Raw genomic sequence first — 14,642 nt, forward strand, 5'->3', positions numbered from 1 at the left:
ATCGGGCGGTGTCTGGTGCCGGGGGTCCCCCCCCCCCCCCCCCCCCCCCACCCCCCCCCCCCCCCCCCCCCCCCCCCCCCCCGGGGCCGAAGAATGGATTGTCGAGCGTCCCGAGGCAACGGAAGCGATCCGCGCCGTCTGCCAGTCCCGTGACCGTGACTCCCGCACGGTTGCCATCACCACCTCCCTCGAAGGCGCAGGCGGATTCGGCAAGACGGTCCTGGCGAAGATCGTCTGTTCTGCGCCTGAAGTCCAAGAGCATTTCGACGGGAGGGTGTACACCTTCACCATCGGGCGAGATGTGCGTGGCCCGGCCGCGATCGCAGCGAAGGTCGCCGACGCCACCCGGTTCATTACCGGTGACACCACCGCCTTCGATGACCCTGAACTGGCCGGCGCCCATCTGGGAAGGCTCCTGGACCAGCGCCCGCGCGCTCTGCTCATGCTGGACGACGTGTGGGAGGCGGAGCAGCTTGCTCCCTTCCTCCAGGGTGGCCGTGACTGCGTCCGTCTGGTCACCACCCGCAGACCTGCACTCCTTCCGCCCGGCGCCAACCGGGTGCGGGTTGATGAGATGGACTCTCTCCGGGCGCGTGAGGTGCTGACCTGGCAGTTGCCTCCGTTGCCGCCCAGGACTGTGGCCGGTCTGCTGGATGCCACCGGCCGGTGGGCGTTGCTCCTGCGTCTGACAAACCGGCGGTTGGCGAGGCTGATCCATGACACGCACATGGATCCGGCCGACGCGGCACAAGAAGTCTTGAACAGTCTGCGCGTCAGTGGCCCGGCCTCTATGAACCGGCGGGCGAGCATCCGGCCGATCGACCTCAATAGCCCTGCACGGCGTGCCCTGTTGGTCCAGGCAACCGTGCGAGCGGCCACTACCCTGCTGCCGCCGGGCAGCGCACGGAGGTTTGCCGAGCTTGCGGTCTTCGCGGAAGACGAGGCCATTCCCCTGTCTCTCATCATCCGTCTGTGGCGGGCAACGTCCGGGCTCACCGAGCAGGAGTCCCGGATGCTGTGTGCGGATCTCGGCGAACTGTCGCTCGTTTCGCTGACCTCCGACGACGGAGGTCGGGTTCATCTGCATGACGTGCTGCGCGACTATCTCGTCGACGAGGTCAGCGACGACGACATGGCCCACCTGCACGCCAGGATCCTCGAAGCAGCAGCCGACATGGCCACGGATGCCTGGCAGCTCACGGACGGCTATCTCCTCGACCACCTGGTCGCACACCACGCCGACGCGGGCCGCACGGACGACGCCGAGGCTCTGGCAAGTGATCTGCGATGGGTGGAGGCCCGGCTGCGGCAGCGCGGGCCCATCGCGCCCGTCAGCGACCTCGTTCGGGTCGGTACGGCCGCGGCCGCGGAGCGGGCTCGTTGTCTGTCGGGTGTCGCCCACTTGATAGCTCCGATCGGTGACGACGCCCGTCTGACGGCTCATGCGCTGCACGCCCGGCTGGCAGTCTTTCCCTCCTGGCAGGACCACGTTCATCGCCGACGGGACGGCGACCCGGATGCCCGTCCCTATCTGTCGCACCGCTGGAACTCGCCGGACAGTGCCGATCCCGCCCTCCTGCGCACCCTGCCCGGCACCGCCTCGGTCGGTACCGTCGCCGTGGCGCCTGACGGCAGCTGGCTGGCCGCAGGTGATGCAGCGGGCCAACTCCAGCGCTGGAACATACGCAACGGCGTGCGCGCAGGTACATACGTCTGCCACGACGCTCCGATGCGGGCCTGCGTCATTTCACCGCACGGCGACTGGCTCGTCACCGTCGCCGAAGACGGCAGCGCGTGCCTGTGGGATGCCGACGACGGACGACGCCTGCGAACGTGGCAGGCACACACAGGGCCCGTGACCGCGCTCGCTGTGTTCCCAAACGGCAGATCCCTGGTCACCGGTGGCCAGGACGGCACGGTCAAGCTCTGGGACGTTCAACGGGCCAGACCTGTGAAGATCCTTCGCCAGGGCTTTTTCCCAGTGGAGGCAGTGGCCGTCTCACCGGATGGGACCACGGTGGCCAGCGGCGGCCCGCAGAGCATCCTCCAGATGTACGACCTGACGACATCCGTTGCGGCGCAGCGGTCCAGTTACGAGCCCACGGCCCTGGCGTTCGCGTCCGATGGCACATGGCTGGCCTGCGGCGAAGCTGACGGGGGTGTGAACATCATCGACCTTGTGCCCGACCGCGGCCATGTGCCGCTCGATCGCTGCCGGGAAGCGCCCACCGCTGCTCGTGCGCTGGCGATTTCCCCGGACGGGAACCAGCTGGCCGTAGCAAGAGGAGACCACGTCATCGAGGTGTACGAGCCACGCACGAAGACCGAGGAAGAACGGCGCCACAGGGTAGGCATCGAGCTGTTCCCCGTGCACACACTGACGGGCCACACGGGCGGGGTACGGGCGCTGAGATTCATGCCGCGCGGCCGATGTCTTGTATCCGGTTCCGCAGATGAGACGGTTCGGCTGTGGGAACTCGAACACGCACCCCGCAACGAACGACGCCCTGCCCGGGTCAAGGACCTGGAGGTGTATTCCGTGGCCTTCTGCCCTACGGGCAGAAGCATCACGACAGCCGGCCCCCTGGGCGTCGGGACCATGTGGGCCAATGCCGGAGGCGGCCCACAGACCTTCGCTCCGGGAGGGCCGGGGCGGGCGGTGGCCTACTCCCCGAGCGGGGAGTGGATCGCGGTCGTCGGCAGTGATGGCCACATCCGCCTTCTTCCCGCGTCGCGCAGACTCGGGAATTTCGGGATCCCCCTGGGACACGACAGTGTCCTGGCGGGTTCTTCGGATCCCCGTTCAACCATCGCTTTCTCTCCCGACGGAGCTTCGGTCGCCGCTGGATTCGGCACCTCAGTACGCATCTGGGACGCTCGAGACACCGTGCTCCGTCTGCCCCCTGTGGATTTGCCCGACCACGGAGGCCGCGTGCGAGCGGTGGCCTTCTCGCCGGACGGTCGTCAGCTGGCGGCAGGCGGCGAATGCAACGCCGTGTTGCAGTGGGATCTGGACACACGTACCTGTACGGCACGTCTTCCCATCGAAGCCACGGTTCGGTCACTCGACTACGCCGGTGACGGTTGCGGCACCCTGGCGATCGCCGGCGACGACTGCACGATCCGCCTGTGGACCGCCTCTACGGATGCCGCCGAACTGACAGGGCATCAACGTGCAGTCACCGGCGTGGCGTTCGCACCAGGCAGCCGCGTGCTTGCATCTGCCTCGGCCGACGGAACGGCCATGATCTGGGACGAAGGCCGCGCGGTGACCGCCGTGCGCAACGATGGCACGATGACCTCTTGCGCCTGGTCTCCGGACGGGACCCGGTTGGTAGTGGGAGGAAGTCGCGGACTGTTCTACTACGACTTCTGCCAAGACTCGCCGCCGCCTTAAGGACCTTCCTGCTGGCGTCGACGCGGTCCATCACCCGTGACACGGCCGTCCTGCACCTCAAGCTTCCGGACTCCGTGCGCCACGCGGCGCGTTCAGCATCGATCTTGGACGTGCGCAGGCGGCCTGTGAAGCCCATTGGAAGCCTCGTTCACTGCCCCGAGGTGATCGGCGGAGACATGGGCGGCTCACGAGTAACCTCGTTGTCCAACGGGGAGATCACCGAGAGGGTGGACTGGACCGCCGTCTCGAACATGCCACTCCGGGGTCCTGCCCAGTGGATCCACTCCCACCGTGCCGCTGTAGCGCAGACCTTCACGCGGGAATTTCGCCTTCGACGATGGCGGTGGCCTGGTCGCTTGTCGGTGTGCAACTGACGATCACCGATTACGCCTGGGTCGTGGCCTTCTGCTTGAGGCGTTCGTAGGGCGTCTCGCCGCCGAGGCCGCCGTGGGGGCGATGGTAGTTGTAGTAGTCCTCCCACTCGCGCAGCTTGTCGTTGAAGACCTCGGCGTCGTCGATGATGACGCCGTCGAGGAGCCGGTAGAACTCTTCGGCGTCGATGCGGTGGGAGCGTTCGACCTTGCCGTTCAGTCGCGGTGTGCGGGGCTTGATGTAGGTGTGGGCGATGCCCTTGTCGAGCGCGTGCCAGTGGAAGGTGGAACTCGGCGCCGTTGTCGGTCTGGATGACCTCGACCTGGAAGGGCAGGCGTTGGATGACGTAGTCGAGGAACTGGATCGCGGTGGCCTGGTTCAGCGTCGGATAGATCCGCAGCACCCGCAGCCTCGTGCTTCGTCGATCGCGGTGAACTGGAAGTACTTGTTGCGCCCGCCGCGGCGCCCCTGAGGCATCGAGGCGAGTGGCTCGATGAACTTCACATCGATCTGGACGCGGTGGCCGGGTAGTTGCTTCTCGTACCGCTTCCATCTGCGGTCGTGGCGCTTGTACCGCTGGGAGGCTGGCAGGCGACCCATGTCCAGCCGGTTGAGGATCCGCCAGACGCCGGACTTGCTGATGGTGACGTCGTGGTACCGCTTGAGGTACATGGCGATCTTCTCGGGACCGAAGTGGTAGTTCTGCCGCAGATAGATGATCTTCCCGACCACCTCGACATGGGTCGCGTTCGGGGACACCTTGGGCGCCTTGGACCGGGTGCGCAACCCCTCGATGCCCTCGGCCTGATAGCGGCGGTACCAGGTGTAGTACGCCTGCCGGCTGATCCCGAAGTACCGACAGGACAACGCAACGTTCCCGGTGACCTCTTCGACGTGGCGTATCACTGCCAGGCGCCGCTTGGCTTCGCGGTCGAGCGGAGGGGTGGACTTCGACATGTGGATCTCCGTAGTGATCGGAGACCCAGGTGTCAACGATGATCGTCAGTTTTATACCGACACCGGTTCACCTCCGCTCGCGCGGAGAGCACTACAGCGACCACCAGACGCGTTCGCCGACAGACGGGTCACCTCCGCTCGAGCGGAGGTGACCCGCTCTACGCCTCCGGCATGACCTACGCCCTGATCTGCTCTCCGCGCGAGCGGAGGTGACCCGTACCACTCGCATCGGACGCTCGTCGTGCCCAGCATCGAGCGCCGGGAGCGACTGCAGGCGGAGTATCGGGCCGCAGTCCACGAGTTGGCTCTCGCTGACGAGACGGAGGATGACCGTCGGAAGCGGATGGCGCGCTGGAGGGTGGCGGAAGCCGTCCAGGGGTTGCGGTCGATCGGCATCAACCCGATACGGGGGCGGTAGGCCTGCGCTGGCTGATTCCTCTACCCCATCACGTCGCGGACATGGCTAGTACTCCGGCCGACTTGAACAGTTTCCCAACTGTGCTGCCAGGAAGGCCATATACCTCCCTCGGAAGGGGCATACTGCGCCAGTACGTCCTGGCCGGTGACAAACATGGTCAGACAGTCGACGGAGGGGAGACTGTGATGTCGCGGAGTTGGAAGATCACGCTCATTGTCCTCGGCCTGGTGATAGCCCTGTCCACACCGTTGGTTTGGCTGCTGGATGATCCCGATACTGGAGCTATGGTCGGTGCTTCTGTCCAGGCTGCCGTCGGAGTCGGGGCTCTGCTGTGCGCGCTGCTTCTTCCCGGAGCCACGCCACAAGGTACGGAAGACGAGGCCGAAGGTACCGGAACAGCCGACGCCCGTGACGGAGGTCGATCAGTCACTGGCATCAAGCGCCCACAGGGACGGGGCAAAGGATCTGCCACGTCGAAAGACACGGGAAACGCGACCGCCACCGGCGATGGCAGCAACGCCGTCACCGGCATCGACTACAGCTGACAGGCCCCCACTCGTGTGAGGACACAGTTGAGAGGCGGGGGCACGTGGCTGGACGCATCAAACGCAGCAAGCGGAAGCGCGAAGACGTCGACGCGGCGATGACGGTGGCCAACAGCGGAGATGCACATGCTTCTGACGGGGGTATGGCTGTCAGCGGCTTCCTGCACACGGAGCAGTTAACGGTGGTGCAACACCGCGCCGTTCGGGAGCCAGCCACATGGCCGCACCAGGTTGGTGTCATTCCGTCTCCCGCGCAGTCCTTTCAACACCGCGAGCAGGAGAACTTGTTACGGGCAGCACTTGATCACGGCGGTACAGCCGTTCTTGCGGGGATGGGAGGGGTCGGCAAGACTCAAATTGCCGCTGCCTACGCACGGAGCGCATGGCAAGGTGAGGGACTTGACGTCCTAGTGTGGGTGACAGGTGGTGACCGCTCGGCGATCGTGTCCCGACTCGCACAGGCCGGCGTAGAACTGTGCCGGGCCGATCCCGACGAACCCGAGCGCGCCGCTGAGACCTTCCTCGCCTGGCTCGAACCGCGAACGGGCCCTCGCCTCTGCAAATGGCTGATCGTCTTGGACGACGTTGCTGACCCCGATGATCTCCGTGGCCTGTGGCCGCCCTCTAATCCGCAAGGTCGAACAGTTGTCACCACGCGTCGCAGAGACGCAGCGCTGATCACCGAGGCTCGACCGTCGATTGAAGTTGGCCTCTTCGGTTCAACTGAAGCCGTTTCCTACCTCACTGAATCCCTCTCTCACCATCGCCGCGTCGACGCTGCAGAACAGCTCACTGCTCTTGCCTCCGAACTCGGGTATCTGCCTCTCGCTCTCGCTCAGGCTGCGGCTTACCTCATCGACTCGGGCATCGCTACTGGTGCATACCGTGAACTCTTGGCCGACCGGGCCGCGACTCTCGCGGACACGGCACCAGCCCGGCTTCCCGACGACCAGACCACCCCGGTTGCCGCCGCCTGGGCACTTTCAATTGAACGCGCCGACCAGATCAGCCCTGTTCATCTGGCCCGCCCCATGCTCCAGTTGGCTGCCATGCTGGGACCGAACGGTATCCCCCAGGAGATCCTCACAAGCGGGCCTGCTCTGTTCTTTCTTTCTATGTCTCGTGGCGCAGCAGAAGGCCGTAAGCGGGCAAGATGGCGAAGATGGTGGCCTGTCCTGCGGCCCGTCGCTGTCACCCAAGAGGAGGCCGTAGGTGCGCTGCGAGTCCTGCACCGACTCAGCCTCATCGACTATCCCGTAGCATCTGCCAACGCGAGCATTCGAGTCCACCAGTTAATCCAGCGCGTTACCCGTGACAGTCTCACCTGTCGTCAGCACAACTACCTTGGTCGTCTCACTGCTGACGCATTATTTGACGCCTGGCCCGAGATAGACCGCGACACCCTACTGGCACAGGCACTTCGAGCCAATACCTCGTCTCTCATGGCGATCGCCTCAGATGCTCTGTTCCTGCCGCGTCCACACAAGGTGCTGTACCGTATGGGCGAAAGTCTTGGACAGGCTGGCGATGTAGTGGCCGTCACTAGCCATTACGCTCACGTTGCCAACGTTGCCGCCCACCACCATGGTGACTATCACCCTGGCACTATCGCGGCTCAACACAGTGCCGCTATGTGGCAAGGCCTAACGCAGGATAAAGCGGGCTCGGTTGTTGCACTCGAAGATCTACTGATGCGCACGCTGATAGTACGCGGCAAACATCACCCCAGCACTTGGACAATCCTTCACGACCTGGCTATACGACGAGGTGAGGCCGGTGACGCGGCAGGTGCGGCTGCCGCGCTCACCAAGGTCGTGGACAGGTACGTACGGCTCCTCGGAGACGCCCATCCGAACACTCTCATTGCACAGGGCAACCTTGCCAAATGGCGAGGCGAGGCTGGCGACGCAGCCGGTGCGGTTGTCGCGCTATCAGCCGTGGTGCAACGCATGGTCGAGATCCAGGGCCGAGACCATCCAGACACGTTCGTTGCTCGAAGCCATCTGGCTGCGTGGATAGGAGAAGCCGGAGACCCAGACAAGACGGTTGCCGCCTTCGCGAGTCTATTCGACGATCATGTACGGGTTTATGGCCGCGAGCACCGCGAAACGCTCAGCATGAGGGAGAATCTGGCCATATGGCGTGGACAGGCCGGCGATATTCCAGGAGCAATCGCCGCGCTAAAAGAACTGCACAATGATTCGATACGAATCCTCGGTCCGGGGGACTCCGAAACTCTCGGCGTTCTGGCACACCTAGCTCACTGGCAGGGCAGATCCGGCGATGCGGCAGGAGCTGTCGAGAGACTGACCGAACTTTTCAATACTCGATTCCGGATGCTGGGCGCTGATCATCCAAAAACGATCAAAACAGAGAACACCTTGGCTTTCTGGCGAAGTGAATTGGAAAAACCAGCCAGCGGTGACTTCGAAAGAGATCCCGTTTCAGACTGACCCGCATTACCTGCGTCACCTTTTTCGCTCCGGCCACGGTGGCAGGGATTGGCTCGACAGGCACGGCGGATACGGCAGCGGGTTACTGCAAGCGTAGCGATAGCAAGGTATGAGGGTGCCCGCGGGAGCCGGAAAATGGCTCGCGACAGGAGCATCTCAGCGAGAGTTGAGCGCCCGCCGTGCCGCATTGATTACGTTCTGGGCGTCAGCCCCGTACACCGCGGACTCGCGGAGCGTGCGCCACACGCGCAGGTAGGCGGCGATGCTGTCCGAGTCGTCCAGCCACAGTTCCGCGTGCCAGTCCTCGGCAATCACGAGTCGGTCGTCCAGGACCCAAAAACCGTTCGCGGTGGGGATCTTCAACGAGGCCCCGAGAGGAATGATCCCGAGTTCAACGGTGTCCATCCCGACGATGCCGGCCAGGCGGTCGAGCTGACTGGCGAGCACGGGCGGACTCTTCCCACGCATAGATGGCCTTGGACCGGTCGATCTCCAAGTTCCAGCTGTCCTGGACGGGCTTGTGGCCGGCGGCGAGCTGGCGGCGCCACGAGCGGATGTGGGACTCGAACCCTTTGAGGCGCGCGTCCAGTTCATCGAAAGCCCCGGGCTGCCCGACGCCGTCTGCCCAGGCGCGCAGGTCCTCGGGCGTGGCGGTCTGCCTGCCGTTCTCCAGCTTGTAGATCTTGGAGTGCGGCCAGCCCAGCCGCTGGGCGAGCTGAGGGCCGGTGAGCCGTCCTCCGGGAGCCGAGAGGCGCAGTTCCCGGAGCCGTACCCCGAGAGCTTCCCGGGCCTGCTGGTAGTCCGTGCTCACCGGCGGCTCGTCAGGCCTTGCGCAGCTGGGCGGCGAACTCGCCGCAGGGGACGGCACCGGGCTGCCCAGCAGCGGTGACGTGAAGCGGGCCCGCCAACCGCAGGAAGCTCAAAGAACGCGAGCCACGGCCGTGGTGTCTTCTCGGGCCGGGTTGCCGCCCCACCGTGCATGCGGTGGAACTTCCTCGCCCTTCATCAGGAAGGAGTCGGCGGCCAGCTGTGCTTGGTCGCCGATCGTGGTGCCGTAGTGGACAAGCGCGTTCACGCCGAGGGTCACGCCAGCGCCGATCGTGGCGCGGTCGGACTTGAAGGCGCCGTCCTCCTGCGAGTGGCACTGGATGATCGTCCCGGCGTTGAGGGTGCAGCCGTCCCCGATGCTGACGAGGGTCCGCTCGGTGATCGAGCAGCCGTCGTCGAAGACCCGGCGGCCGATCCTGACGCCCAGCAGCCGCCAGACCATGGGTTTGAACGGAGTGCCGTTGAAGGCCTGCATGTACTGGTGCGACGTCAGTTTCCAGAAGCGTTCGTGGCCCCAGAAGTCAGGCTCGTAGATCGAGCAGTACAGCGGCTTCACCGGGCGGATCCGTGTGACGGCCCGTTCGACCAGCGTGAAGTGGACGATGGTGAAGATCCAGGTGAGCAGGCCGGCCAGTGCGAAGGCCGGCATGCCGATGGTCTGATAGAGCTCGACGGCGGCCATGGTGATGAGGGCGAGTGCGAAGAAGTGGAACCATCGCGCCAGCAGGTGCAGGCTCGCGGTGACCGCGTTGTGCCTGTTCTTGGCAGCCAGTCGGCGGCGCAGCTCATCGCCGTGGGCCAGGTGGTCGAACCGGGTGTCGCGCAGCACGCTGCGCGGGATCTCGAAGCTGGGTGAGCCGAGCAGTCCCACGCCTTCGCGGACCGGCCCGTCGATGGGGACCATGACCTTCGTCGCGAGCAGGCAGTTGTCGCCGGTCCGGCCGCGTGACGGGTAGACGATGCGGTTGCCGAGGAAGTTGCTCGGCCCGATCGAGGTCGGGGAGAAGCGGAAGGACGAGCTGGAGAAGTCGGCGTTGATGATCGACAGCCCGTCGGCGACCATCGTCCCGCTGCCGACCGTGCTCAGGTACGGGGTGTCGTGCTTGACCAGCGTGCCGAAGTTCGACCCGGTCTGCTCGATGTGGCACAGGTCGTATCCCAGACACCGCAGGTAGTGCACGATCGCGGAGCTGTCCCCGAAGAGCGTGGTGAAGAACCTGATGTTGGTCAGCCGCGTGATCACCCGCTGGATGCCGTGGTGGAAGCCGTACAGCGGGTAGACCCTGCCCGGTTCGATCGCCAGGCTGAGCAACCGCGGCACCGTGCTCACCACCAGCAGGCCCACCAATATGCCGCCGAAGAAGGCCACCAGGGAAGCGACGAGCGCCTCGAGATAGAACGCCGGGCTGGTGAAAGCCGGCGGCCCTGGGGTGAACACCGCGTTCAGCTGCGGCACCACGGTGAAAACCAGGGCCACGCCCGCCAGCGTCAGCGGCAGGTACGCCAGCAGCATGGCAAGCAGCTGCGAAAGGCTGTAGAAGGCCCGGCGCAGGGGGCCGCACGCGGCAGGCTCGACGGCCCGGAAGTCGGTCGTCGTCGGCTGCGCCGGCGTGCCGTGCCACGACTCTCCGGCCGGAACCACCTGCCCGGAATGCAGGGAGGAGGCGTGCCCCAACTGGGCGTCGTCGCCCATCGACGTCCCGATGTCGATGACGGCCTGCTCTCCGACAGTCACATCAGCGCCCAGGGTGACCGGCCCCGTCTCGATCCAGCCGTCGTGCGCCCGGTAGCAGGACAGCAGCACGTCCTTGCGGACGACCGTGCCGTCCCCGATAGAGAGGAGGTCGGTGCAGACGGGGACGGTGCGGGAAAGGATGGTGACGCCCTTTCCGATGCGTGCGCCGAGGGCTCTGAGGTAGAGCACGTACAGCGGTGAACCGGTGAACAGACGCACCGGGCTGGTGCGGATGAGGGCCTTGACGCACCAGAAGCGCAGGTAGGCGAAACTCCAAACGGGGATCCTGCGGGGGGTGAAACGGCCGATGAGGATCCACTTGGCCGCAATGGGCAGCGCGCAGATACCGAGGAAGAGCGCCGTACTGAACAACACCGCCCGCAGGTAGACGCCGGCCGTCCCCGAGCCTTCCAGGATCCACTCGTATCCGAGGACGGCGATCGTGGCACCGAGGGACGAGAAGACGAGGAAGATCAGCAGCTGGGCCGTCCCGCACCGCACGTACCGCCATGGACCGGACTGCGGCGCGCCCGATGCTTCGGGTTGGGCATCGGCCGCCTCGGGGACGGATTGGGAGGTCGGTGACGGCGCATGCCCGGGTGCCGAGGGCTGGACAGCGGAGGGAGCGGTGTCCACGAACGCGGCGGCCAGGCTGCTGATCGTGGTGTGCCGGTAGATGTCCTTCATCGACACCGTCGGCAGATCATCCCGCTTACGCACCCGCGCACAGAACTGAGCCATCACCAGCGAATCAGCACCCAGATCCGTGAAGAAATTACCGTCCACCGGCACCCGCTCAGTACGCAGGACGCCAGCCAGCACCTCGCCCAGCTGCATCTCGGTGGCAGCCGCTGCACTGCTCGTGCCTGCGGCCGTGGTGTTGGAGTACATGTGCCTTCGCCTCCAGTCAGGTCAGTCCACTGACTGACAACCGCCGAAACGTCGCGTCCCTGCTGTGCACGTAGTGAAGTAACAGCAGTCCTGGAACACGGCGCGTTGCTCCGTGCCAAACGCTTCCCTCCCAGTAGGCCGGATCGGGCGATCTGCGTCCTGCCATTGGAATCCGCGACTTGACACGGCGAACCGACCCGGCCGAACGGTTACACCGCCTATGGCCTGGCTTTTCGAGCACTGTCGCGTGCCCTGCGTGCCGAGCGTGTATGGACGACGGCCCGCAATTGCAGACGTGACAGAACGCGGCCAGGTCCGCGCCTCTCAGCGGTGAGAGGTGTCGAGCACGGCCGGGCCGCGTCGCAGGGCTATCAGGACCGCTGGAAGGATCAGGACGAGTCCGATCGCCGGTCAGCCGGCTACCCGGCGCGTTGACAGCTGCAGGAGCACGGCTCGGACATCCAGAGTGAAGCGTGCCAGATCGAGACCGATCAATCGCCCGGTCGTCGACGCACAGAAGGGGGAGTCGTCCGAGGTTGGTGACGCGGACGGCATGGCCCGGAGCTGAGCCGTATCCCATGTTTCCAGGCTCCCGAACAATGCCCGTTTCAACCATCCGTCATGTGGCCGGAGGCACCCCCGCCGGTCGGCGGGGGTGCCTCCGGCCACATGCTTCTTGTACGGGTGGTCGGGCTGCTTCACCTGCTTGACGTCCGTGGCGTCGAGGACGGGCGGCCAGGCCGAGTCCGTGCCGAGCTTGCGTTAACCATCCCGGCTGTGCCCTGCCGTGCGGGAACCTGTGGGTACACGCAGTCGCGCCCGCCCGCGCCGACGGTCAGTACGGACCGTCCGCCGACGCACGGGCGGTATGCCGGGTGCTCTCTCACGATCAGAGCTGGGGCGAGCCCATCCCTCGTAGGGCAGGGTGCTGCAGGCTTCTACCCCGCAGCTCGGCGCCCCGCGACGGCCGCCGCCAGCTGCGGTGCCGCGAACTCGGTGCCGCAGGTGAACCGCAGCAGCGGACCGAAGGTCGCCGCCGCCTGGATGCCGGTGAAGTACAGGCCGGGCACGGACGTCCACGACGACCGCCGCCGCGACTTCTGGGGCAACGCGGTCATCGAGTCCTGGTACAAGGAGGCCACCCCGGTCCTCGGCCTCGACGGGAACCCGCAGCCCGTCTCCGACGCCCTGCTCGACGAATCCGCCGTCCAGGTGGGCGCGGACGGCCTCGGCTGACGTGACGAGGGGCGGGCCCGGATGTCATCATCCGTGCCCGCCTCCGCATGCACCCGGACTGGCGCTGTACGACCCCGTCGTCGGCGTCCCCGGCCCTGCCGCCTGTGAGGCGGCCGCGGGAGTCGGGCCGACGTACCCGATCAGCGATGGCTGTGCCCGCTCCTGATCGACTTGTACTCTTCCCCAGTCGGCTTCTGCACCTGTGCCTCGTCCGCGTAGTACGCCTTGCTGAGCCTGACGCGCAGCTTCTCGGAGCGCTTCACCTTGTGCTCGACGCCGTTCTCGTCGACCGTCGGGCCGATCTCGGCCTGCTGGTACTGCTCGTGCGCGGTGAGCGTGTGCAGCTGCTCCTGGCTGAGCGGCTCGTGGACCTCTATGAACTCACCGTGCGGCAGGCGCTTGATGATGCCGGTCTCTCGGCCGTGCAGCACCTTGTCGCGGTCCCGGCGCTGGAGGCCGAGGCAGATCCGCTTGGTGATGACGAACGCGAGGACCGGGGCAACGAAGGCCGCGATGCGGACGAACCAGGTCATGGCGTTGATCGACAGGTGGAAGTGGGTTGCCCAGAGGTCATTGCCACCGCCGATCATCAGGACGGCGTACATGATCAGCCATGCCACGCTGAAGGCGGTGCGGGTGGGGGTGTTGCGCGGGCGGTCCAGGATGTGGTGCTCGCGCTTGCCGCCGGTGACCCAGGACCCGATGAACGGGTAGACAGCGAGCGCCGCGAGGATCAGCGGGAAGAGCGCCAGCGGGATGAGCACGCCCAGGACGAGCGTGTGGCCCCAGAGGTTGATCTCCCAGCCCGGCATGACACGGATCAGGCCCTCGGTGAAGCCCATGTACCAGTCGGGCTGGGCGCCGGTGGACACCTGATCGGGCCGGTAGGGGCCCATGGCCCAGATCGGGTTGATCGTGGCGATCGCTGCCATGGCCGCGATGACGCCGAAGACCAGGAAGAAGTAGCCTCCGGCCTTGGCCATGTAGACCGGCATCAGCGGCATGCCGACGACGTTCTCGTTGCTCTTTCCGGGACCCGCGAACTGCGTGTGCTTGTGGTAGACGAGCAAGATCATGTGCACCACGATGAGGGCGAGCATGATGCCCGGCAGCACCAGGACGTGAACAGAGTAGAAGCGGGCGACGAAGTCGGTACCGAGAAATTCGCCGCCGAAGATGAAGAACGGCAGGTACGTCCCGACGATCGGAATCGACAGGACCGCGCCCTCCATGAAGCGGATGCCGGTGCCGGAGAGCAGGTCGTCCGGGAGCCCGTAGCCGGTGAAGCCGGTGAACATGGTGTGCGCGTCGGTACGGCAAATCCGGCTCGACCTGGAGTTCTTCGAGCATGCGCAGCACGAGGGAGGGCAGCGTGCTGGAGCTGGTCGGCGGCCGCATGACCTCGCCGCGGATGTCCGTGGGCACGATGGTGCCGACGATCTGCGTCACCAGTGTCTCATCTGCTCTGGGCGTGCTGGCGTCGCGGATGAGTTCGGCGATCTGGACGTGGCGGTAGTGACGCGCAGCACGAGTTCGGTCAGGAGCTGGTGGGCGAGGTCGATGTCGGTGGCCGCGGTGTCGGGGTGGGTGAAGGCGAGGGTGAAGGCGAGCTGGGCCTGGGAGGTGGCGCGTTCGCCTGCGATGCCGTGTTCTTCGGCTTCGGTGCGGGCGGCCGACTCCGGCAGTTCCAGGAGGTTCAACAACTCGCCCGCAAAGCCTAGTAGGACTCCGTTAGGTTGTTCTGGCTCTCTTTGGGCTGGTGGCGAATGTTCTGGGCAGGGGCTGGTGGCAGGTGGTGCAGGTACCGGTC

General features: G+C 65.8%; 7 protein-coding genes and 3 pseudogenes. 6 read left to right on the forward strand and 4 right to left on the reverse strand.

Translation table 11 applies throughout. The features are described from left to right. The first annotated feature begins 175 nt into the window (after positions 1-175). Positions 176-3,397 carry an NB-ARC domain-containing protein gene (locus ACZ4WS_RS45335; RefSeq protein WP_467989706.1) on the forward strand — a complete coding sequence of 1,074 codons (3,222 nt, stop codon included), beginning with the start codon at positions 176-178 and terminating at the stop codon, positions 3,395-3,397. 384 nt (positions 3,398-3,781) lie between these two features. Here the strand turns inward: ACZ4WS_RS45335 and ACZ4WS_RS45340 are convergent. After that, positions 3,782-4,726, reverse strand: a pseudogene (locus ACZ4WS_RS45340) (IS481 family transposase). A 603-nt stretch (positions 4,727-5,329) separates the two neighbouring features. Here ACZ4WS_RS45340 and ACZ4WS_RS45345 point away from each other — a divergent pair. After that, positions 5,330-5,689: a hypothetical protein gene (locus ACZ4WS_RS45345; protein WP_467989699.1), complete on the forward strand. Its 360-nt coding sequence runs from the start codon at positions 5,330-5,332 to the stop codon at positions 5,687-5,689. Between the two features lie 44 nt (positions 5,690-5,733). Then, entirely contained in the window at positions 5,734-8,142 is a 2,409-nt protein-coding gene (locus ACZ4WS_RS45350; RefSeq protein ID WP_467989700.1) for a tetratricopeptide repeat protein, read from the forward strand. Between the two features lie 156 nt (positions 8,143-8,298). Here the strand turns inward: ACZ4WS_RS45350 and ACZ4WS_RS45355 are convergent. Continuing rightward, positions 8,299-8,953 (reverse strand): annotated as a pseudogene (locus ACZ4WS_RS45355) (Scr1 family TA system antitoxin-like transcriptional regulator). 108 nt (positions 8,954-9,061) lie between these two features. Beyond that, positions 9,062-11,596 (reverse strand): Pls/PosA family non-ribosomal peptide synthetase, encoded by a 2,535-nt coding sequence (locus ACZ4WS_RS45360; RefSeq protein WP_467989701.1) that lies wholly within the window; start codon positions 11,594-11,596, stop codon positions 9,062-9,064. Between the two features lie 1,005 nt (positions 11,597-12,601). On the opposite strand from ACZ4WS_RS45360, the gene ACZ4WS_RS45365 reads away from it, so the two are divergent. Next, positions 12,602-12,832: a hypothetical protein gene (locus ACZ4WS_RS45365; protein WP_467989708.1), complete on the forward strand. Its 231-nt coding sequence runs from the start codon at positions 12,602-12,604 to the stop codon at positions 12,830-12,832. Positions 12,833-12,972: 140 nt separating this feature from the next. Here ACZ4WS_RS45365 and qcrB read toward each other — a convergent pair. Further along, a pseudogene (gene qcrB / locus ACZ4WS_RS45370) lies at positions 12,973-14,130 on the reverse strand (cytochrome bc1 complex cytochrome b subunit); the annotation flags it as partial. Positions 14,131-14,180: 50 nt separating this feature from the next. Here qcrB and ACZ4WS_RS45375 point away from each other — a divergent pair. Further along, positions 14,181-14,348 carry a hypothetical protein gene (locus tag ACZ4WS_RS45375; RefSeq protein WP_467989703.1) on the forward strand — a complete coding sequence of 56 codons (168 nt, stop codon included), beginning with the start codon at positions 14,181-14,183 and terminating at the stop codon, positions 14,346-14,348. A 31-nt stretch (positions 14,349-14,379) separates the two neighbouring features. After that, complete coding sequence (locus tag ACZ4WS_RS45380) at positions 14,380-14,553, forward strand: hypothetical protein (RefSeq protein ID WP_467989705.1); 174 nt, start codon at positions 14,380-14,382, stop codon at positions 14,551-14,553. Positions 14,554-14,642 lie beyond the last annotated feature (89 nt).

The sequence above is a fragment of the Streptomyces sp. NPDC029292 genome, assembly GCF_055569295.1.